The organism is Variovorax sp. 05N34 (genome assembly GCF_056397405.1).
The window spans coordinates 420517-442044 of the sequence record NZ_JBFTNI010000002.1 but is presented as its reverse complement, the minus strand read 5'-3'; the positions used below and the strand labels follow the sequence as shown (position 1 = coordinate 442044).

Genomic DNA, 21528 nt, shown 5'->3' with positions numbered 1-21528 from the left:
CGGACCTGGCTCCCAATCGCTGACGGTGCTGTGGGAGGCTGCCGATCGGGTCTGCGGCAAACGCCTAGGCGTTGATCCCGATGTTGGTCGATGCGATGGAACGCCATGGCCATCTCGTGCCGCCGAACAGCCGGAAGGTCATCCGGCTGGCCGCAGGTGGAGACACGAACTTGCAGGCATGAAGCCGCTTGGTGGCGGCGCCTAAACCAGAACGCGTCGCTCTAAGGCAACCGCGAACCGCCCGCGAACGCCACGACCTCAGCCAGATCGGCCACATGGGTCTCGAACTGTTTGGCGAGTGCCTCAAGCTTTCTTCGTCCTGCCGGAAGCAAGTGCACCTCCACCTGTCTTCGGTCGGTGGTGCTCGGCTGGCGCTTGACCAGTTTGGCTTCCTCACAGCGCGAGACGAGTGCCACGACGCCATGCGGCTGCGCTTGCAATCGCTCTGCGATCTCACTGATCGATGCCCATTCGCGACCTGGGAAACCTTGAGTGTGCAACAGCACCTGGTACTGGAGCACGGTGATGCGCTCGGCGCGGGCGGCGTCTTCGCTGAAGCGAAGAAAGCTGCGCAGCCTGTACCTGAACTCGGACAGCGCTTCGAGGCGCTGCTTGTCGACGGATCCTCGAACGGCGGGCATGGACGGCGTTGAAAGGGGAGGGGAGCTGAATGTAACAGCGGGCCGGCAGCAAGGGTAATTGCTCACAGCGTGAGGTATTAAACCTCATAACATGACCTAACTGAATGCGACCTGACCAAGGTCGCAGTCCCCGCGCCGAGGTGGGAGCCATTCCCACAAGCCACGGCTTTCAACGGCCGGCGCCTGTCCGTTTCCGTTTCAACCTCCTTGATCCAAAAGTAATCTGCCTATGCAAATCAAGAGCAAGAAGAATTTCGCCTCCGGGCTCCTGTTCGCTTCCGTCGGGGCGGCGTTCGCGCTGGGCGCCACCGGCTACAACGTCGGCAGTGCGGCCCGCATGGGGCCGGGCTACTTCCCGCTGATGATCGGCGTCTTGCTGACTCTGCTGGGGCTGGTCGTGGTCGCGGGCTCCCTCACGTCCAGGCGCGTGGGCGACGGAGACCCGATCGGCAGGATTGCCTGGAAGCCGCTGGGGTTCGTGATCGGCGCCAACGTGCTCTTCGGCATCCTGCTCGCGGGCATTGGGAGCATCGGGCTTCCCGCCATGGGGTTGGTCATCGCCATTTATGCGCTCGTCATCGTCGCGTGCATGGCCGGGGCCGACTTCAGGATGAAGCTGGCCGTCATGCTCGCGACCGTGCTGGCAATCGGCAGCTATCTCACTTTCATTGTCGGCCTGAAGCTGCAGTTTCAGGTATGGCCGACCTTCATCAGCGGTTGAGCAAGAGCCGACACCATGAATGATCTGATCAACAACCTTTCGATCGGTTTTGCGACCGCCGTCAGCCTGCAGAACCTCATGTACGCCTTCATCGGCTGCCTCCTGGGCACGCTGATCGGGGTGTTGCCCGGGATCGGCCCGACGGCCACGATCGCCATGCTCCTGCCGGCCACCTATGCGCTGCCGCCAGTGGCCGCACTGATCATGCTGGCGGGCATCTACTATGGGTCGCAGTACGGTGGCTCGACGACGGCCATTCTCGTGAACCTCCCGGGCGAGTCATCGTCCGTCGTGACGGTCATCGATGGGCATCAGATGGCCAAGCAGGGGAGAGGAGGGGCGGCGCTTGCGGCGGCAGGCCTCGGGTCCTTCTTCGCGGGCTGCGTCGGCACCTTGATCCTGGCGGCCTTTGCGCCACCGTTGACGGAAATCGCGTTCAAGTTCGGCCCGGCCGAGTACTTCTCGCTGATGATCCTGGGGCTGATTGGTGCGGTCGTCCTGGCATCGGGGTCGTTGATCAAGGCGATCTGCATGATCCTGCTGGGACTGCTCCTGGGCCTGGTGGGAACGGACGTCAACTCCGGCGTGGCGCGCTTCACCTTCGACATTCCGGAACTCACCGACGGGCTCGGCTTCATCGCGATCGCCATGGGCGTGTTCGGCTATGGCGAGATCATCGCGAACCTTGCTCGTCCCGAAGATGAGCGAGAGGTGTTCACCTCGAAGGTGACGGGGCTGTTCCCGACCAGGGAAGACTTCAAGCACATGGTGCCTGCGGTGCTGCGCGGCACCGCGCTGGGCTCCTCCCTGGGCATCCTGCCGGGAGGGGGCGCGCTGCTGTCGGCCTTCGCCGCCTACACGATCGAAAAGAAGATCAAGCTCAAGGCCGGCGAGGTTCCCTTCGGAAAGGGCAACATCCGCGGCGTGGCGGGCCCCGAGGCAGCCAACAACGCGGGCGCGCAAACCTCGTTCATTCCGATGCTGACCCTGGGCATTCCACCGAATCCGGTGATGGCGCTGATGGTCGGCGCCATGACGATCCACAACATCCAACCCGGACCGCAGGTGATGACCAGCAACCCGGAACTGTTCTGGGGCCTGATCGCGTCGATGTGGATCGGCAATCTGATGCTCGTGGTCCTGAACCTGCCGCTCATCGGCCTTTGGGTCAAGCTGCTCACGATCCCCTATCGCTGGCTGTTTCCCGCGATCGTTCTGTTCTGCGCCATCGGCGTGTACTCGACGAACAACAACGTGTTCGACATCTGGCTGGTGGCGATCTTCGGGATCGTTGGCTATACGTTCATCAAGCTCGGGTGCGAGCCGGCTCCTTTGCTGCTGGGTCTGATCCTTGGGCCGATGATGGAGGAGAACCTGCGGCGTGCCCTCCTGCTCTCGCGCGGCGACTGGAGCGTGTTCGTCACCCGGCCGATCTCGATGGGATTGCTGATCGCGGCGATGCTGCTGCTGGTGATCGTGTTGTTGCCCTCCATCCGTTCCAAGCGCGAGGAGGCGTTCGTCGAGGAGGTGGGCTAGCCTCTTGACCTTCAGGCGCCGGCGGACGCTTGCTTGATCCCCTGGCGAGGATGTTCCTGTTCCCAACAAACCGAGCGTGACAATCGGTGCTGCCCGGTCTGCGAACGCGGCGTCGCCGTGCATGCAATACTGAACCGAATGGCGCAAAGGTTAAAGGAACAGAACATCATGATCTTCAGGAAAATCGCGGCTCGTGTCGCCGCGATCGCGCTCTTGGCCGCAGCGGCCCTTACCTCCGGGCAGGCCGCTGCGGCAGATCCGATCAAGGTCGGCCTGGTCGTGCCCGTGACAGGGCCATTCGCGTACATGGGCCGCCAGATCGAGGCCGGGGCATCGCTGTATCTGGCGGAGCACGGTGACACCGTCGCGGGCCGCAAAGTGGAGATCGTGCTCAAGGACGACGCTGGCGTGCCTGCGACCACCAAAAGACTGGCGCAAGAACTTGTATTGAACGACAAGGTCGCAGTTCTGGCTGGTTTTGGGTTGACCCCGCAAGCCTTTGCCGCGGCCCCCGTCGCGACACTGAGCAAGACGCCCATGGTCGTGATGCAGGCGGCGACGTCTTCGGTGACGGAGAAGTCTCCCTTTATCGTGCGTACCAGCATGACTCTGCCGCAGGTGACTGTCGGCGTGGCGGATTGGGCGGCCGACAACAAGATCAAGAAGGTCGTATCGCTGGTCTCGGACTTCGCACCCGGCGTCGATGCCGAAACCACCTTCAGGGAGCAGTTCGTCGGGAAAGGCGGTCAGGTGATCGAGGCCTTGCGGATGCCGATGATCACCACTGATTTCTCGCCGTACCTGCAGCGCGCCAGGGACGCCAATCCGGATGCGATTTTCCTGTTCCTGCCGGCGGGCGATTCGGCGGCCATCTTCATGAAGCAGTTCGCGGAACGCGGACTGGACAAGGCGGGGATCAAACTGATTGGGACGGGCGACATCGTGGATGACGATGTACTCGGACAAATGGGCGACGTCGCGCTCGGGACGATCACGTCACACCACTATTCCGCCGCGCATCCTTCCGCGTTGAACAAGAAGTTCGTCGAGTCGATCGAAAAAGCCAACAAGGGCATGCGGCCCAGCTTCATGGCCGTCGGTGGCTACGATGGCATGCGCGTCATCATGGAGGGCCTGAAGACGACGAATGGCGCAGGCGGCGAAGCACTGGTCAATGCAATGAAGGGGCAGCAATTCGATAGCCCCCGAGGCCCAGTGCTGATCGATCCGCAGACCCGCGACATCGTCCAGAACGTGTACATCCGCAAGGTCGAACGCGTCGGGGGCAAGCTGTACAACGTGGAGTTCGACACCCAGACGGCCGTCAAGGATCCGGGGAAAGCGAAGTGAGCGACGCATGTCCGTGTCAGGCATCATCGCGGCTTCCCTGATCTTGTTGGGCAATCGCGCTGCGGAGCCGCCTCTTGAATCCCGTCTCGACCACTTCGCTTCGCTACTTCGCGGAAGTCGTCCGCACCGGGTCGATCAGAGCGGCGTCAGAGACGCTGTTCGTCGCCTCGTCGGCAATCAGTCGGCAGCTTGCGCTGCTTGAGGACGCGCTTGGCGCTCCGGTGCTGGAGCGGCGCCAGGGGCGAGGAAAGGTCAAGCTCACCGCCGCGGGCGAAGCCCTCATGCGCTACTACAAGAACGTGGGCAACGAGACACGCCGACTTCACTCCGAGATCGAATCTCTTCAGGGCCTGAAGCGGGGCGGCATCAATTTCGGGATGCCCGAGTCGCTGGTGCGGGACCTCATGCCCAAGTTCCTGTCCCGCTTTTCCAAGCGCTATCCGGGCTTGTCTTTCAATGTGCATGTGGCCGGCAGCCCGCGACTGGCGCAGATGGTTCTCGAAGACGAGTTGGATGCCTGCTTCACGTTCGGAGACGTCGCACTGCAGGACCTTTCGGTGCTGTACTCGCGTCTGCTGCCGCTGTTCGTGCTGGTGCCGAAGGGCCATCCACTGGAGCATCGCGAGACCCTGCGTTTAAGCGACTGCGCCGAGTACAGCATGTCCACCCTGGATGCGTCGCTGTGGGCCAAGCAGCAGTACGACGAGATGCTTGCCAAGGCCAAGGTGCGGCCTCGGGTGGCGCTGGAGACGAACTCGTACGAGCTCATGCGCAACGTCGCGGCGGAAGGCATGTGTCTGACCTTCACCACCCGGCCACTGGACGATCCCTTCGGCAACCCGCGCGCGGGCTCTTACATCCCGCTCAAGGATCCGCGTGCCAGGCCGCAGCGCTTTGCGCTCAGCGTGCACAAGGGGAGAAACCTGCCGCTCGCGGTCGACACCTTCCTCGGTGACCTGACGGCGGTGCTCGAGGACATCGAGCGCCGCGCCAAGACCGGCCGCGCACCCGTCTGAGACGCTACCCGGCCGCCAGTTCGGCCGGGGTCTTGTACTTCTGCACGGCGGCGAAGCGGCTCACCAGATACTCGCCCGACTTGATCGGTGCATGCCGGGGGGCACCGGAGGCCGGCGCGAACTCGGGCAGGCAGGCCACGGGCGTGTCGTAGTCCAGGTTGAAGAAGGTGGGGATCGAATAGCGCTCCTTGCCAGTGCGGTTCGCGACCCGGTGTGGATTGGACACATACACGTCGTTGGTCCAAACCTTCACGAGGTCTCCGAGGTTGATGACGAGCGTGCCCTCGATATAGGGCGCCGCCACCCATTCGCCGCTTCGGGTGCGGAGTTCGAGCCCGCCGATCGGGTCCTGCGCCAGCAGCGTCAGCATGCCGTAGTCGGTGTGCGCGGCCGCACCCAGTTCCAGATTGGTAAACGACTGCTGGGGCGGGTAGTGGAAGAGGCGAGCCTGCACCATCGGCTTCTTCGCATATTGCAAGAAGAAGCCTTCTTCCTTGCCCACGGCCGCGGCAAACACCTTCAGCAGATTGCGGCCCAGCTCGATGCTCGCGTTGAAGTAGCTCATGGCTGCCTGTTCGAGCCAGGGCTTGTCTGCCGGCCAGTGGTTGGGGCCGTGAAGCGGGCGCCCCGAGGCCACGTCGGAGTCGGTCAGCGGCAGGTCCAGGCCCAGTTCGTAGCTTTCCTTGAGGTCGGGTTTGTGGCCCGGATGCTGCGTCACTCCCATGGGCATGAAGCCACGGCGGAAGCGCTCGTCGATCTTGTCGCGCAGGCGTTCTTCCATCGGCAGCGACATGTAGCGCCGGGTGGCCTCGAAGACCCCATCGATGGTTTCCTGCGGTATGCCGTGGTTCTTCACATAGAAGAAGCCGGTGTTGGTGCAGGCAGCCTTGAACTGCTCGACGAGCGGCTCGATCGGGCCGCCCGCGAGCCAGGCTCCGAGGTCGAGGACTGGCATTTCTTCGGCGGACGCACGGCGCGGTGCGTCCACCGCGTGTTCGGAGGACGAGTGCATTGGATGGGCTCCTTGGTTGGCTAAGAGGGATTGATCAGGTGCCGCGCGACAGGTCGGTGAAGGCGTCGGCCCAGAAGATGACGCGCCGTGCGATGGTCTTCACGATCGCATGCAGCACGATTCCGATGAGGGACAGGACAATGAGGATGGCGAACATGCCGGCGGCATCCATCGAGAAGTTGCGCTGCAGGATCAGGTAGCCCAGCCCCGCCTGGGCGCCCACGAATTCGCCGACGATCGCGCCGATGACGGCCAGCACGATCCCGATGTCCAGCCCCGCGAAGACGTAGGGCAGGGCATGCGGCAGTCGCACCATGCGGAACACATGCCAGCCGGAGGCGGTGAAGGCGCGCATCAGGTCGATCTGATCGCGCGGCGCAGAGCGCAGTCCGACGATGGTATTGGCCAGCACCGGAAAGAACACGATGGTGGCCGTGATCACCACCTTGGAGGTGGTCCCGAAGCCGAACCAGAGCACGAAGAGCGGCGCAACCGCTACCTTGGGCACGGTCTGGAAGGCGAGTACGTAGGGATAAAGCACAGCTTCGAGCACGGCGCTCTGCCCAATGAGGGCGCCCAGCACGAAGCCGGAAAGCGCCCCCACCGCAAAGCCCGCAAGGATCTCGTAGAGGGTCACGCCGAGGTGCGGCCAGATCTCGCCAGAGGCGAGCGCATCGTAGACCGCACGCGCAACGCCAGCCGGCCCGGGGAAGATCAGGTGCGAGACATTCAGTGCGGTCACCGCGACATGCCAGCCAGCGATCACTGCGACGAAGAACATCGCAATGAGTGCGCGGCGCCGCCCGGGCGTGAGTTTGTTGGCCGGGCTTTCCGGGTTGGGGGTGGTTGTGCTCATCAGTCCAGGCCTCCGCTGGCGTTCAGGTTGGCGCGGATGGAGGACACGTACTTGCCGAAGCCCTCGGTGTTGATCAAGTCCAAGCTGCGCGGCAATGGGAGCTCGACGTCGATCACCTGGGTGACGCGTCCTGGCCTCGGGGACATGACGATCACCCGATCGCCGAGGAAAACCGCCTCGGGAATGCTGTGAGTCACGAGCATGATGGTCGCGCCGGTGCGTTCGCGCAGCTTGAGCAGCTCCACGTTCATGGTCTCGCGTGTCATGGCATCCAGTGCCCCGAAGGGCTCGTCCATGAGCAGAAGCATCGGATCGTTGACCAGCGCACGGGCGATGCCCACGCGCTGCTGCATGCCGCCGGACAACTCGTTCGGGTACTTGGTCTCGAAGCCGGACAGGCCCACGAGGTTCAGGTAATGGATGGCCCGCTCACGCGCGGCCTTGGCATCGCGGCCCTGGATCTGCGCGGGTACCAGCACGTTCTGAAGGACGTTGCGCCAGGGCAGCAACACGGGCGCCTGGAAGACGACGCCCACGTCCCTGCTCGGGCCGACATGCTCGCGTCCGCCGAGTTCGACGTTGCCGCTGCTGGCGCGCTCCAGGCCCGCAAGGATGCGAAGCAGCGTACTCTTGCCGCAGCCGCTGGGACCGACGACGGTCACGAACTCGCCGTGCCGGACACGGAAGTCGATGTCCTGGAGCGCGACGACGTTGCCGCCATCCTTGGAGCGGAAGGTCTTGTGCAGGCGGTCGAATCTGAATGCAGGCGCCTTCGGTTCAGACGCCAAAAGCGAACTCATCGGTGGTCTTTCTTGAATGGGGCGGCCCGCGCCATCCAGTCGTCAATGCGAGCGTTTGCGTCTCGACGCTGTGCGTCCGGGATGAACGCCGCCTCGAAGCTGTTGCGCGCGAGCTGGGCCAGCTCGTTGTGCCCAAGGCCGAGTTCGCGCTGGCAGGCCAGGTAGTTGTCATTGACGTAGCCGCCGAAGTAGGAGGGGTCGTCGGAATTCACGGTGACGCACAGGCCCGCTTGAAGCAGGCGCTTGAGCGGATGCGCAGCCAACGAGTCGATCACCTGCAGCTTGAGGTTGGACAGCGGACACATCGTGAGCGGCGTGCGCCGCTGCGCGAGCATCTCGACGAGCGCGGTGTCGTCGATGCACGCGTTGCCATGGTCAACGCGGTCCACCTGCAGCAGTTCGACCGACTCGCGCACATACGCTGCGGGACCTTCCTCGCCTGCATGGGCCACGACCTTGAAGCCCAGAGCGCGGCAACGGCGGAAGAACTCGGCGAACTTGCCCGGTGGGTTGCCGACTTCGGCACCGCCGAGGCCAAAGCCCAGCAGGCGGCCGTACCAGGGCTCCAGTTCTTCGAGCATGGCGAGCGCCTCCGTCTCGCTGCGATGGCGCTGCGCCACCGGGATGAGGCCGCTGGTGATGCCGTCCTCGGCCTGTGCCGCGTCCATCGCCGCGAAGACGCCTTCCATTACGGTGGCAATGGGTACGCCGCGCAGGGTGTGGCCTTGGGGGCCGAGGAACATTTCCGCGTGCAAGACGCCGTCCGCGTGAGCGCGCCGGAGGTAATCGCGCGTCACATCGAAATAGTCCTGCGCCTGCACAAGCACCCGGCAGCCGTCGTAGTAGAGGTCCAGAAAGTCCTGCAGGTCAGTGAAGCGGTAGGCGGCGCGCAGTTGCGCCTCGGACTGCCAGCGGATGGCCACGCCGTTTCGGCTTGCCAGCCGCAGGAACAGATCGGGCTCGATCGAGCCTTCGATGTGCATGTGCAGCTCGGCCTTGGGCAGGCCGGCGACGAATTCTTCAGGCGTCATCTGAACGGATTCAGGCGCCATTGCAGGACTTGGCGGCATCGATCACGGCGGCGTGGTCGAAGCGGTTGATCGCCTCCACGAAACCGGGCTTGAGATAGAGCATGGATTCGGGCGGCAGGGTGCGCTTGATGAGACCGTCTTTGAGCATCAGGTCCTGCATACGGCCATAGGCCGCTGGGTTCATCGCGCCGATCAGTTTGCCGCCGTTCATGGTGTAGGCGGCGGACATGGATTCGAGCTGCGATTCCAGCAGCGCCAGATCCCACTTGGCAAGTGTTGCTTCATCGGCGCCGGTGGGCTTCGTGCTCGGGAAGTTCTTCCAGTGGATCTTGCGCGTGCATTCGGGGTTGGTCTGCGCGAAGAGCGTCGCCTTGGCCGCGCCGCGCGAGATGGCCTCCACCATCGCGGGGTCCGAATCGATGGTCTTCTGCATCGCGGCGAAGGTGAAGTCCGGCAGGGCGCGCCAAGCCGGGTCGAAGATCACGCGCATCTTCGTTCCTGCATTTTGAAATCCAGTGAGTGCAGAACCCCAGAACATCAGAGCTTGCACGCGATCGGACTTGAGAGCCTCGAGTGCGGGGGCGCCGGCACCGGTGGCGATGATCTGTACGTCCGAATCCGGGTTGATGCCGTTGGCGCGCAGGTAGCCTTTGAGTAGAGGCATGCCGCCCGTGCCCAAGCTGAAGATGCCGATCTTCTTGCCCTTCAGGTCGGCCACAGACTTGATTGCACTGCCCTCGAGGATGCCAATGCCCCAGTCGATGACGCCAGTGCCCATGAGACCCCGCACCGCCACGTTGTTCTCGGTGTTGGCTTGGACAAGGCCCGTGGAGTTCACCTGTGCGAAGTCCACCCCACCGGCCACCATCTGCTGAATGCCCTGGAGCGAGCCGCCGGTGGTAACGATCTTGACGTCATAGCCCTCTTCCTTCCAATAACCCAAGGCAATCGGAAGCGTGAGCCAGGGATAGGTCACATTGACCACCTGAGTACCCAGGGCAATGGTGACTGGCTTCAGCGGCTTTGTGCCCAACTGCTGGGCTTGAGCGCTCAGGGCCAGGAGGCCGAGCGCGGCGCCAATGGCCTGCACGGCCGGGCGCTTGAATCTTGAGAGGAATGTGAGCTTCATCGAGGTCTTTGAAGGGGTGACGTGCGATGAAGGTTATCGGTTGGAATGCTTATCGTGGGATCAATATTTAGAGAGTAATGTGCGAATAGTTAGATCATTGATTTGGGTGTTTTGTGCTCAAGATTGGGGCAATCCGCACCCCGGGCGAGCGCTATACAGGCAGGGAGGCCGTGCGCGCCGAATGCGGCACACGCTTGGTGCGTTCGACGGAAGCCACACTGACTAATCGGTGCGCCACAGCTTGCGTCGGTGGTCGCCGTGCCTGTGAAGTAGCCTCCCACGGGAGCGTCCCGAAAACGCCCTCACAATGCACGAGAGCCTTTGGTTCCGTCATCCAATTTTTCACTGGAGTCTTCGCAATGGGATCTGTTCTGTTCCGCAGCGGCGCGATGGTCGCTGCCGTTCTTTTCGCCGCGTCCGTCGGCGCCCAAACCCAATCGGCCCTGCATGCGCAGATCACGCCCATCGTCGGCGGCATGTACCCTTCGCTGGAGACGCTCTACAAGGACCTGCATGCCAATCCCGAGATCGCGTTCCAGGAGGTGCGCACCGCCGCAAAACTGGCCGATGAAATGCGCAAGCTCGGCTTCGACGTCACCGAGAAAGTCGGGGGCACCGGCCTCGTCGCGATCTACAAGAATGGCGCAGGTCCGACGGTGCTGGTTCGTACCGAACTCGATGCCCTGCCGATGGAAGAGAAGACCGGACTGCCATATGCGAGCAAGGTGAAAACGCAATCCAACGGCCGGGAGACTTTCGTTGCGCACAGTTGCGGACACGACATCCACATGGCGAGCTGGGTCGGCACCGCGCGCACGCTGCTCGCGATGAAGGATCAGTGGAAAGGCACCTTGATGTTCGTGGCGCAGCCCGCCGAGGAAACCGTCTCCGGAGCCAAGGCGATGATTGCGGACGGTCTGTTCAAGCGCTTCCCCAAGCCCGACTATGCATTTGCGCTGCACACGTCGCCGTCACCTTACGGCTTCGTCGGCTACAAGGTCGGCCCGGTCAGCTCGAATTCAGATTCGCTCGAAATCACCTTCAAGGGCCGCGGCGGCCATGGCTCGGCTCCTGACAAGACCATCGACCCCATCGCGATTGCAGCGCGCTTCGTGACCGATGTGCAAACGGTGGTCAGCCGCGAAAAGGATCCGGCGGAGTTCGGAGTCGTCACCGTCGGTGCGATCCAGGGCGGCACTGTAGGCAACATCATTCCCGACTCGGTGGTGCTGCGCGGCACCATCCGCTCGTACAAGCCCGAGGTGCGCGAGAAGCTGCTCGCAGGCATTCGTCGCACCGCCAATGCGGCAGCGATGATGGGTGGTGCGCCCGAGCCGGTGGTTGAACTGGTGCCCGGCGGTGCGGCCGTCGTCAACGACGAGGCCGTGGTCGGTCGCACCGTCACCGCGCTCAAGGCAGCGTTCGGCGACCCGAAGGTAGTGGCGGTGCCGCCCATCACCGCGAGCGAAGACTTCTCGGAATTCGTCAATGCCGGCGTGCCGTCGATGTTCTTCTTTGTCGGCGTGCTCTCGCCCGAAGACGTTGCCGCGTCGATGAAGCCCGGGGGCAAGCCGCTGGCCTTCAACCATTCGCCCTTCTTCGCGCCGGTGCCCGAGCCATCGATCAAGACAAGCGTGGAGGCGATGAGCGTCGCGGTGCTGACAACGATGGCACCCAAGTAGTGTCTTTTGTGTTGAATCGTGGGCGACCGCAGAGGCGGTCGTCTGCGGCCGGTTGGATATGCTCGCTTCATGACTTCCAACACCTTGCTTGCGCCGTCTCGCCACCTGCCGGACTCGCGTTACGCGGCGCTGCGCCTCGTGGTGACGATCCTGCTCATGACAGTGGGCAGCAGCGGCATGTACGTGGTGTCAGTGGTGCTGCCCGCCGTGCAGGCCGACTTTGGCATCGCGCGTTCGGACGCATCGCTTCCGTACACCTTGCTGATGATCGGCTTCGGCGCCGGCGGCGTGCTGATGGGCCGCCTGGCGGATCGGTTCGGGGTGATGTGGCCGCTGCTGCTTGGCGCAGTGGGCGTGGGGCTTGGCTACATCGCCTGTAGTTTCTCCCGTGGCATCGTGGCCTTCACTGCCGCGCAGGCCGTGCTGGTCGGCTTGTTCGGCAGTGCGGCGGTCTTTGCGCCATTGGTGGCCGACACCTCGCTGTGGTTCGTGCGACGACGCGGCATTGCCGTCGCGCTGTGCGCCAGTGGCAACTACGTTGCCGGCGCGGTCTGGCCACCGATCGTGCAGCATTTCGTCGAGACGGTCGGCTGGCGGCAGACTTACTTCGGCATGGGCGTGTTCTGTGGTGTGACCATGGCGGTGCTCGCGTTGTTCATGCGACCCCGCCCGCCGGCGCTGGCTGCCGCGCCGGCCGTCGCGGCCAGCGGCGCGACGGCCGCGTTGTCTTCGGCTGCGCTGCGCCCATTCGGTCTCAGCATTGGCACGGCACAGGGCCTGCTGTGCGTGGCGGCGACAGCTTGTTGCGTCGCCATGGCCATGCCGCAGGTGCACATCGTGGCCTACTGCGGCGATCTCGGCTATGGCGCCGCGCGCGGCGCGCAGATGCTGTCGATCATGCTGGGCTTCGGCATCATCAGCCGGTTGGTCTCCGGGGCGATCTGTGACCGGATCGGCGGGCTGCGCACCTTGCTGCTGGGGTCTGCGTTGCAGGGGCTTGCGCTGCTGCTCTTCCTCCCCTTCGACGGGCTTGTGTCGCTGTACGTGGTGTCGGCCCTGTTCGGACTTTTTCAGGGCGGGATCGTGCCTTCCTACGCCATCATCGTGCGTGAGCATTTCCCGCCCGCCGAAGCCGGTGCGCGCGTCGGCACGGTGCTGATGTGCACGCTGTTCGGCATGGCGCTGGGCGGCTGGATGTCGGGCAAGGTCTTCGATCTGACGGGGAGCTATCACGCGGCCTTCCTCAACGGCATCGCATGGAACCTGCTGAACCTCACGATTGTCGCGACGCTGCTGCTGCGCACGGTGCGATGGCGCCCGAGGACATCGTCGAGACACTGCGAGCCAGCACCGTGACGAGGATTCAAGGGGGCGCCAAGAGCCGTTCGAGAAGCACCGATCGAATGTCCTTCTTGAGCACCTTGCCGACCTTCGAGCGCGGCAGGTCTGGCCAGATCTCGATCTGCTTGGGCGTCTTGACGCTGCCGATGCGCGCCTTCACGAAGGCCTGAATCTCGTCGACTGTCTTGTCGCTGTCGCTGCTGCGGCCCGAACGTAGCTGCAGCACGGCCGCCACGCGCTCGCCCCACTTGTCATCGGGCAGGCCGATGACGGCGCTGTCCTGCACGTCGGGGTGCTGCATCAGTGCCTGCTCGACCTCGACCGAATAGACGTTGAAGCCGCCCGTGATGATCATGTCCTTCGCGCGATCGACGATGTACAGGTAGCCGTCGGCGTCGAGTCGGCCGATGTCGCCGGTGTGATGCCATCCGTGGCGCCACGCCTCTTGCGTGGCCGCCGGGTCTTTGTAGTAGCCCATCATCACCAGCGAACTGCGAATCACGATCTCCCCAGTCTCACCGGTCGGCAGCAATGCGCCATCCGTGGCCATAGTCGCAACCTGCACCAGCGGGCCCGGGCGCCCTGCGGAGGCGAGGCGTTGGCGCGCCACCGTGCCGTCGGCGTGGAAATGGTCACGTGGTGCCATCATCGAGATCATCATCGGCGCTTCGGTCTGGCCGAACAGCTGCGCCATGACGGGGCCGATCTTTGTGAGGGCCTCTTCCAGCCGCGCCGATGAGATCGGCGCTGCGCCGTACCAGAAGCACTGCAGCGAATCGAGCCGGGTCGATGCCAGCTGCTCATGCTGCAGCAGCATGTAGATCAACGTGGGCGGCAAGAAGGTGTGAGTGACGCGGTGACGCTCGATCAACCCGAGGAAGTCACCGAGATCGGGGCTGGGCATGATGACGATGCGCCCACCCAATGCCATTACGGGCAAGCACAGCACGCCCGCCGCGTGTGTCAGTGGAGCGAGCGCCAGGTACGTGGGACGGCCATCGAACGGGTAGCCCATCAAGGTCAAGGCCGACATCGTCTCGAGATTTCGGCCCGACAGCATGACGCCCTTGGGCTGACCCGTGGTGCCGCCGGTGCCGGCGATCATGGCGAGGTCGTCCGGCGGCTCGAGGTGAAGCGCTTCCTCACCCGCTTCCTCGACCCACTGCGCCCATGAAGGCGCAAAAGGCAGCGCCTTGTCCAGGCACACGAGCGTCGTGAGCTTGGGGCACTCGGCACGGATCTGGTCGACCATCGCCGCGTAGTTGCTGTGGAAGATAAGGCATGCGCAGTCGAAGGCGTCGAGCACATACCGGTTCTCGACCGCCTCGTTGCGCGGATTGATTGGACACCAGACGGCGCCCGCGCGCGAGATGCCGAACACACAGGCGAACGCCACTGCGTCGTTGCCCGAGAGCACTGCCACCTTGTGTCCGGGGCGAAGCCCGGAGCGCTGCAGTGCGCGTGCCACGCGATGGCTGATCCGCTGCACCTGCGCATACGACAGGTCCAGGTCACCCATCGTCAGGCACGGTGCCCCGTCGCCGAGCTGGGCGCCCTTGTCGAGATAGTCGATCAACCGCACGGCGCGCGCCGATCAGCGATGCACTGTCAACAGCGGCGCCTGCACCAGTCCGAAGCTGCGCAAGGTGCCCAGCAGCTCGTGGTGGCCGAAGGCCTGGCAGCCCGACGCAAAGCCGACGCGCTTGGGCGCCTGCTGCAACAGCGACGCGGCGGCATAGGCTTGCAGCAAGCCGGTCTGCTTGTAGTTGCAGTTGCCGAAGATGACGCAGTGCGCCCGCGCCAGCGGGCCAGAGGCGTGAACGGAATCGACCGACTTGTTGATGCGCGGGTTCTCGCGCGGGGGCATCGTGTTCATCACACCGGCGGCCGTCTGGGCCAGTGCGGCGTAGCGGTCGTCGGGGTTCATGCCTTCGGTTGCTTTGAGGGCTGCGGCAACAATGTGCGGCACGCCCTGCATCAACGGCTTGTTGAACACGCCGCCGAGCACCTTCACGTTGGACACGCGAGGGTCTTTCCTGAACCACACAGGATGCGAAGTGCCGCCCCATGGAAGCGCCAACCCCGCCTCATGCTGGCCGGGGATCGAGAGACTGTACAAGCCTGCATCGGGCTGCCATTCGACGTACTGGTTCTGCTCGAGGTAGTAGGCCTTGGACGTCGCGGCGTTGACCAGGATCGTCTGCGTCGATGCGATGGTCGGACTCCCGCCCCAGAACACCGCGATGTCGAGCGTGTCGAGCCCCGGCGTCTCCAGGCACAACTGTGCGGCGATCTCGCCCGTGGTGTACATCTGCGCAAGGCCCGGAGACAGCAGCAGGCCGGCGGCCGCGAACTTCGCGCCGTATTGCTCTTCGAGAGTGATCAGCCAGTCCTGCTCGCCCGTGGTGTCGGTGTAGTGGCACTTCGCGGCAAGGCACGCCTGCACGACTTCCGGTCCGAATTTCGCGAAGGGGCCGACGGTGTTCAGCACGACCGAAGCGCCATTGAAGAGCTCGGTGAGCGCATCGACCGTGTGCGCCACCTCGATCACTTCGAAGCTCGCGGTCTCGATGCCCGCGACATTGGACTTCATCGCGGCGTCGATCTTTTCCTTGCTGCGGCCCGCGGCGATGAAGGGGATGTTGTACTCGCGCAGGTACTCGCACACGAGTCGGCCGGTGTAGCCGGACGCGCCGTAGACCACGACGGGTTTCTTGCTGCTGCTCATTGTGTCGTCCTTGTCGGTGGTGGTGAATGGAACGCGCAGTTCACATGCCCATGCCGCCGTCCACCGGCAAGCCTGCGCCCGTGATGAAGCGAGCGGCGTCGGAGCACAGGAACACCACCGCATCGGCCATGTCGCTCACTTCGCCCAAGCGTCCGGCCGGGGTCAGTTCGACGATTGCGCCTACCGCTGCGTCGGGAGATGGGAAGAGTCCCGCCGCGACCACGTCACCGGCGAGTCTCATCCCCATCTCGGTGGCCACGAGTCCGGGGTAGATGCAGTTCACGCGCACGCCGTAGCCGAGCTTGCCGGCCTCCATGGCACCGACGCGCGTCAGACGGTCCACCGCCGACTTGGTGGCCGAGTAGCCCGCGATGGCCGGAAAGGCAATGGTCGCCGCAACCGAGGAGATGTTGACCACCGCGCCACCTTTGCCGGCGGCGCCGCCGGGGCGCATCGCGCGAAAAGCGTGCTTCATGCCGAGCGCGGTGCCGACGATGTTCACGTCGAGCATGCGGCGCAGGTCGGCCGCGTCGACATCGGCCACCAGCGCGGTGATCTCGATGCCGGCGTTGTTGACGAGGATGTCGAAGCCGCCGAGCGTTTCGATGGTGGCCTGTACGGCTGCTGCCCAGTCCTCTTCCTTGGTGACGTCCAATGCGACGAAGCCGGCCTTCGCGCCGCTGGCAGAGAGCTTGCCTGCAGTTTCACGACCCAGGGGCGCAAGCACGTCGCCGATCATCACCGAGGCGCCTGCGGCTGCGAGCGCTTGCGCCATGCCTTCGCCGAGGCCGCGCGCCCCGCCCGTCACCAGGGCCTTGCGGCCCGTCAAGTTGAACTTCTGCACGATGTCTCCTGTTGATTTTTGGACGACTGTCAAGGAACGCGAGTCGATGCTAGGAGTCGTCTTGACGGCTGTCAAGATGAATCTGGACAGTTGTCAAGAAGCGAGGGTTTGCACGGGCGCAAGTCGGGATCGCTCTCTACAATCGGCACATGCTCAAGACGCCCCGCGCATCCGATCCCAAGTTCGCCGAGCGCCGCGCCGAGCTCGGCGAGGCAGCCATGCAAACCCTTGCCGAACTCGGCTATGCCCGCACCAGCCTGCGCGAAATCGCGCAGAACTCCGCTTTCTCGCACGGGGTGCTGCACTACTACTTCACCGACAAGCTCGACCTGATCCTGTGCAGCGTGCGCCAGTACAAGGCGCGCTGCGTGACGCGCTACGACGAGGTCACCGCCGATGCCGGTTCGTTCAACGCGCTGATGGAGGGCTTCACCGAGAGCCTGGCCGAGACCTTGCGAAAGGACACGAGCATGCATCGGCTCTGGTATGACCTGCGCGCGCAGTCGCTCTTCGAGCAGGCGTTCCGCGCCGACGTCGCCGAAATCGACAAGAGCCTGGAGCGCATGATCTGGCGCGTCCTCACTCGTTTCGCCGAACTGTCCGGAACGCCGGTGCCCGTCCCCAGCAGCGTGGCCTATGCGATGTTCGACGGCCTGTTCCAGCAATGCTTGCTTAAGCACCTGGCGGGCGATCGCCGGGCCGTGGCTGCCATGAAATCGCAGGTCAGACTGGTCGTGGGGCAATGGTTTGGTGCTGCGGCTGATGCGCCCGTCCGTCGTGCGCGGCGTGCCTCTCGCGGCAGTTTGGTCAACGCTCGGCCCCGCGCAGCCTGAAGTGCGCAGAAGAGGCGATGCCTCTCGTGCCCTGGCTAGTGATCGAAGTGGAACGCGACCGACGCCTGCGAGCCTGAACGCCGCGACGTCACGCGATCGGCAAAGCTGCGCAGCAGAAAGCCGGACAGCCGCCGTTCGCCGTCTTCCGAATCAATGATCTCGTCGATCGTCGGACGCTGCTGCGGCAACTCCAGTTCGAGACCTTCGTATGACACCTGCAGATCGAGGTTGAACTCGTCGAACGAGGCCTCGATGACCAACGGACCGGCGGCGACGCCACTCGACACCAGCGTCTCGATGGACTGCACCAGGTTGAACTTGGCGCGCACGATGACGTCGCTGCGCGCACCCCAGGTCGCCCCGTGCAGATCGAGGAACTGCTCCAGCGCCGACGGGTCGATGGCCGCCGGTCCTATCGTCATCGATACGCTGCGCCGCAGGCCGATTCGAAAGAGCAGGTTCAAGCCGAGCCCCACGAGCGTGCCCAGCACCAGCGAATTGCCCAAGGAAGGCCGTAGCGCCACCGGCAGGACCACCAGCAGTCCGGGGAAAATTTCCACCGCCAGGCCGAAGACAATCGCCAATCCGATCACCAGCGTCTTGCGCGCATCGAGCAGGCGCGAGGTCATGATCATCAGTCCGTTGATGACGATGAAAGTGGACGAGAACACCAGCGCCGCACCGAGCACCGGTCGCGGTATGAGGTTGAACAGAAGGCCCAGCTTCGGTACGAAGGCGAACAGCAGCAGGATCGCCGCCACAGACCATCCGACGCGGCGGCTGACCACGCCCGTCGCCGTCGCGAGGCCGACCGCACCCGTGGACGAGTTGATGCCTGGCGCGCCCAGAACGCCGGCGGCCACCGACGCCAGTCCGTCGGCCATCACGCCGCGGCTGATGGAACGCATGTCGGCGCGCACCCAGCCCGTCTGGCTGGCCTTCTGCGCGGTCGTCACATTGCCGATCACCTTCAGCACTGCAGCCACCGATGCGATCACAAAGGGCAACACCAGCGACGCGTCGAAAGACAAGCCGATCGCCCCCAAGGAAGGTACGGACAACACCGGCGCCGTTGCGACGCGCGCCATGTCGTGGGCGTCCAGCCGGCCGAGCGCTGCGCCGACGAGGCAACCGAAGCCGAGGCCGATCAGCACGCTGAAGACGCGCAGGCCGCCACGGCCCCAGACGTTGAGGGCGGCCATGAGAGCGAGCGTGCCGAGTCCCAGCAAAACGTCCATCTCCGCGGGCGGCGCGTCTGGCTGCGAACCACCCAGCGCGGTGCGCAGCCCCACAACGCCGACCGAGATGCCGGACATCAGCACGACAAGGCCTGTGATCTCCGGCGTGAAGAGTGGACGCAGGCGCGGCAGCACGCGTGCCAAGGCCACCTCGAAGAGGCCGGCGAGGATCGTCATGCCGAACAGCGCCGACAGTTCGCCGCCGCGTACGGCGATCAGCGAGGGCACGAGATAGACCACGCTGGGCGATGGCTGGCACAGGAAGCCGGAGCCGATCGGCCCGACCCTGATGACCTGAAGAATGGTGCCGACGGCCATCGCGATCATTGTGGCGCTGACCATCGCCGCTGCCACCTCTGCCGTGCTGCCGGCCGCCTGCGCGATCAACACTGGGTAGACCAGGAAAATCGACATCAGCCCAACCTGCTGCAGTCCGGCGAGGATGTTGACGCCGACGGGCGGAGTCTCGTCGACCCCATAGATCAGCCCCACAGGCTTTTGCGACATCGGCTTGCGTTCCTTCTTGGTTTGAGGCGCTTGCGAGCGACGAAGCCGCAGTGCGGTCGCTTGGCCGCGCGGATCATAGCCCGTTGAGAGGAGAAGCGGTCACATGGAGAACTTGGCGACCGCGGGCTCGCAGGGCGCAAAGCGGTTCTGCGCTGTTGCGATCGGATCGCTCAGCGCCATTGCAGCAGCAATGACCACGGCTGTCGGCTCAGGTGGCGATCCACGCAACCCGTTTGCGCGGCACTGCAGCCGCCGGGCAGATAACTCGAATCGATCAGCGAGCTGCCGGGCACAAAGGCCATCCGGCGCAGAGTGACGGACTGCAGAACGTTGCCGCCGATGGCATCGAAGCCGCCCGCATCCACCGCGACCACCACGTCGCAATGCATCGGCAGCGCACCGCCGCTGCTTGTGCGAGCGGCCAGGGCTTCGCCGATCTTCTCGAAGCTGTCGAGGCCGGCCTGGGTGCCGCGCGCCTGGCAGATCAGGTCTCCGACTCTCGGCGTGGTGAGCGTGATGTCGCAGGCCCGCATCGCGTAGGACGTCGGGCGGCCCGATGCCTCGGCGCTGCCGGCCTGCCAAGCGGCGCCTGCGTAGTCGGCATGCGCATCCGAGAATTCGAACTCCTGCGGCGACAGTCCGGCTTCGCGTGCAAGCCAGCTCACGAAGGCCGCGGACCAGGGTGTGTCGATCACCGCCACGCGATCGATCGCGGTCCTGGCGGCCCGCAGCTCGTGCGACTGCAGGCCTTGATCCGGCCCCACGCCCAGGCCCTGCAGATGGTCCGTGCTCGCCTGATTCAGCGCTTGGATGAGCAGCCGCCGATCGGCCGGCAGAAGGGCGCCGAATCGCACCAGCGACGGCAGGCGCCCTTCTTCGCCTTTTTTGAACTGGACAGCTTCCCAGTAGCCGAGCACGCGCTGCCAGGGCGCCGGCGAGAAGCGCGTTGCGCGCACGTCCTCGGCCTCGGAGAGGCCCGATTCAGTAAGCCGGCCCTCGGCGTCCATGGCTTGGCCGCCAAAAGCCAGGTGTTCGCGCTGCGCGGCGGCGGCCATGGCGAGCGCCCGCGGCGGCGGCGGATGCCTGGCGCTGTCGAGGCAGAAGGAGGCAGCTTGGGCGGCCAACGGGAGCGCGAGCAAAAGCACGGACGCGCACTTCGAAACCAACCGCTGCGATCGAAAGAAGGTGCACATGCGCACTGAGCATAGCCATAGCCGCTCTGCCTATCGGGACGACTTTGGCCGCCTCTTGGGTTGCCGCGACTTCGAAGCCGGCGCGCTCGCTCCCTCTCGGCCGGACCGTGCCACATTTCTCAACCCGACCAGTGCGGGTTTGACGATGTTCGCGTCGGCACCGGCCGCATAGACGGCATAGGCTGGATAGAGGAATTCGGGCATGCCAGGCACCTTGTGCAGCCGGCCGTTGTCGAGGTGCTCGCGGATCACGTCCTGTCGAAAATACCCAGTGCCGCCGGCGCTGAGCAAATACTCGCGCCCTAGCGGCCCAAGCCCCACTTTCACCGCCGCGTTGGAAAGTTCTGGAAACGCCAGGCCATGTTGCGCCGCGAACTCAGGGCCCCAGTCGACGTAGACATAGTCTTCGGGGCGTGGCGCCCGCAGCCGCTTGGACGTGGTCACCATGATCAACTTCTCTTCAATCAGGAGTTCGATCCGAAGATTGGGCCGCCGCTGCGGTGCGTAGACGATGGCAATGTCCAGGACGCCGCTGACGATCTTTTCAAGAAGCTCCGAAGGAAGCCCCACTTCCGCGCGAATCGCGAGATGCGGCGCGGCCGAGCGCATCCAGAGTAGCCACTGAAGCACAAGCGGGTCCCACAGGCTGACCTCGCAGCCGATCGTCATGACGGCGCGGCGTCCCGCGGGCACGGCGACCTGGTGCCGAGCGCGCTCCCACACCTGCATCAGGCTGGTCGCATGCGGAAGGAACTGTTCGCCCGCCGGTGTCAGGACAGCGCCGGACTTGTTTCGCACGAAGAGACTGCGTCCGAGCAACTGCTCGAGAGTCCTGACCCTGGCGCTGACTGAAGTAGGCGTGACATGCAACTGCTCTGCCGCGCGCAGAAAGCTTCGGACCTGAGCGATCCGCAAGAAGGTCTCTGCGAGCGTCAGATCCATGGTCCGGCCTTCCAATATCGATGAGGAATTATTGCATTCAACAAGCAATAAAACTCGTTTTACAAGGAGCGTACGCTGGCACAACAATAGCTTCGACGCGGACGCTTTTGCGCTTCTGCCCCTGAAGA

General features: G+C 64.4%; 19 protein-coding genes. 7 read left to right on the top strand and 12 right to left on the bottom strand.

Features of this window, described 5'->3' with window-relative positions; genetic code table 11:
- Window positions 1-221: 221 nt before the first annotated feature.
- Window positions 222-641, bottom strand: coding sequence for a MarR family winged helix-turn-helix transcriptional regulator (locus AC1DMA_RS06480; RefSeq protein WP_478124296.1), 420 nt, complete (start codon window positions 639-641; stop codon window positions 222-224).
- A 229-nt stretch (window positions 642-870) separates the two neighbouring features.
- On the opposite strand from AC1DMA_RS06480, the gene AC1DMA_RS06475 reads away from it, so the two are divergent.
- The 4 genes from AC1DMA_RS06475 (at window position 871) to AC1DMA_RS06460 (ending at window position 5264) form a co-directional block, all read left to right on the top strand.
- On the top strand, window positions 871-1362 hold the full coding sequence (locus AC1DMA_RS06475; protein ID WP_478124295.1) for a tripartite tricarboxylate transporter TctB family protein: 492 nt from the start codon (window positions 871-873) through the stop codon (window positions 1360-1362).
- Between the two features lie 15 nt (window positions 1363-1377).
- The gene (locus AC1DMA_RS06470) at window positions 1378-2898 is read left to right on the top strand and encodes a tripartite tricarboxylate transporter permease (RefSeq protein WP_478124294.1); all 1521 of its coding nucleotides are present in this window, start codon (window positions 1378-1380) and stop codon (window positions 2896-2898) included.
- Between the two features lie 168 nt (window positions 2899-3066).
- Entirely contained in the window at window positions 3067-4248 is a 1182-nt protein-coding gene (locus AC1DMA_RS06465; RefSeq protein ID WP_478143644.1) for an ABC transporter substrate-binding protein, read from the top strand.
- Window positions 4249-4322: 74 nt separating this feature from the next.
- Window positions 4323-5264, top strand: coding sequence for a LysR family transcriptional regulator (locus AC1DMA_RS06460; RefSeq protein ID WP_478143643.1), 942 nt, complete (start codon window positions 4323-4325; stop codon window positions 5262-5264).
- A gap of 4 nt (window positions 5265-5268) precedes the next feature.
- On the opposite strand, the gene AC1DMA_RS06455 is transcribed toward AC1DMA_RS06460, so the two are convergent.
- Genes AC1DMA_RS06455 through AC1DMA_RS06435 form a run of 5 tightly spaced genes read right to left on the bottom strand, consistent with a single transcriptional unit; the run spans window position 5269 to window position 10092 of the window.
- Window positions 5269-6276, bottom strand: coding sequence for an isopenicillin N synthase family dioxygenase (locus AC1DMA_RS06455; RefSeq protein ID WP_478143642.1), 1008 nt, complete (start codon window positions 6274-6276; stop codon window positions 5269-5271).
- A 34-nt stretch (window positions 6277-6310) separates the two neighbouring features.
- On the bottom strand, window positions 6311-7132 hold the full coding sequence (locus AC1DMA_RS06450) for an ABC transporter permease (protein WP_478124290.1): 822 nt from the start codon (window positions 7130-7132) through the stop codon (window positions 6311-6313).
- Window positions 7132-7932: an ABC transporter ATP-binding protein gene (locus AC1DMA_RS06445; protein ID WP_478143641.1), complete on the bottom strand. Its 801-nt coding sequence runs from the start codon at window positions 7930-7932 to the stop codon at window positions 7132-7134. The genes AC1DMA_RS06450 and AC1DMA_RS06445 overlap by 1 nt, the downstream gene beginning before the upstream one ends.
- Window positions 7929-8963 carry an adenosine deaminase gene (locus tag AC1DMA_RS06440; RefSeq protein WP_478143640.1) on the bottom strand — a complete coding sequence of 345 codons (1035 nt, stop codon included), beginning with the start codon at window positions 8961-8963 and terminating at the stop codon, window positions 7929-7931. The genes AC1DMA_RS06445 and AC1DMA_RS06440 overlap by 4 nt, the downstream gene beginning before the upstream one ends.
- Before the next feature lie 10 nt (window positions 8964-8973).
- Window positions 8974-10092: an ABC transporter substrate-binding protein gene (locus tag AC1DMA_RS06435; protein WP_478143639.1), complete on the bottom strand. Its 1119-nt coding sequence runs from the start codon at window positions 10090-10092 to the stop codon at window positions 8974-8976.
- Between the two features lie 359 nt (window positions 10093-10451).
- Here AC1DMA_RS06435 and AC1DMA_RS06430 point away from each other — a divergent pair, with 359 nt between their 5' ends.
- Window positions 10452-11774 (top strand): amidohydrolase, encoded by a 1323-nt coding sequence (locus AC1DMA_RS06430; protein ID WP_478143638.1) that lies wholly within the window; start codon window positions 10452-10454, stop codon window positions 11772-11774.
- A 69-nt stretch (window positions 11775-11843) separates the two neighbouring features.
- Window positions 11844-13130, top strand: coding sequence for an MFS transporter (locus AC1DMA_RS06425; RefSeq protein WP_478124285.1), 1287 nt, complete (start codon window positions 11844-11846; stop codon window positions 13128-13130).
- 7 nt (window positions 13131-13137) lie between these two features.
- On the opposite strand, the gene AC1DMA_RS06420 is transcribed toward AC1DMA_RS06425, so the two are convergent.
- Genes AC1DMA_RS06420 through AC1DMA_RS06410 form a run of 3 tightly spaced genes read right to left on the bottom strand, consistent with a single transcriptional unit; the run spans window position 13138 to window position 16687 of the window.
- On the bottom strand, window positions 13138-14697 hold the full coding sequence (locus tag AC1DMA_RS06420; RefSeq protein ID WP_478124284.1) for an AMP-binding protein: 1560 nt from the start codon (window positions 14695-14697) through the stop codon (window positions 13138-13140).
- Window positions 14698-14709: 12 nt separating this feature from the next.
- Window positions 14710-15843, bottom strand: coding sequence for a DUF5938 domain-containing protein (locus tag AC1DMA_RS06415; RefSeq protein ID WP_478143637.1), 1134 nt, complete (start codon window positions 15841-15843; stop codon window positions 14710-14712).
- Window positions 15844-15883: 40 nt separating this feature from the next.
- The gene (locus AC1DMA_RS06410) at window positions 15884-16687 is read right to left on the bottom strand and encodes an SDR family NAD(P)-dependent oxidoreductase (protein ID WP_478143636.1); all 804 of its coding nucleotides are present in this window, start codon (window positions 16685-16687) and stop codon (window positions 15884-15886) included.
- Between the two features lie 149 nt (window positions 16688-16836).
- Here AC1DMA_RS06410 and AC1DMA_RS06405 point away from each other — a divergent pair, with 149 nt between their 5' ends.
- The gene (locus AC1DMA_RS06405) at window positions 16837-17520 is read left to right on the top strand and encodes a TetR/AcrR family transcriptional regulator (protein WP_478124281.1); all 684 of its coding nucleotides are present in this window, start codon (window positions 16837-16839) and stop codon (window positions 17518-17520) included.
- Window positions 17521-17555: 35 nt separating this feature from the next.
- Here the strand turns inward: AC1DMA_RS06405 and AC1DMA_RS06400 are convergent, their stop codons facing one another.
- The 3 genes from AC1DMA_RS06400 to AC1DMA_RS06390 all read right to left on the bottom strand — a co-directional run bounded on the left by AC1DMA_RS06400 (window position 17556) and on the right by AC1DMA_RS06390 (window position 21400).
- On the bottom strand, window positions 17556-19265 hold the full coding sequence (locus tag AC1DMA_RS06400) for a uracil-xanthine permease family protein (protein WP_478143635.1): 1710 nt from the start codon (window positions 19263-19265) through the stop codon (window positions 17556-17558).
- 170 nt (window positions 19266-19435) lie between these two features.
- On the bottom strand, window positions 19436-20410 hold the full coding sequence (locus tag AC1DMA_RS06395) for a DUF2272 domain-containing protein (RefSeq protein ID WP_478143634.1): 975 nt from the start codon (window positions 20408-20410) through the stop codon (window positions 19436-19438).
- Between the two features lie 78 nt (window positions 20411-20488).
- Window positions 20489-21400 carry a LysR family transcriptional regulator gene (locus AC1DMA_RS06390; RefSeq protein ID WP_478124278.1) on the bottom strand — a complete coding sequence of 304 codons (912 nt, stop codon included), beginning with the start codon at window positions 21398-21400 and terminating at the stop codon, window positions 20489-20491.
- Window positions 21401-21528 lie beyond the last annotated feature (128 nt).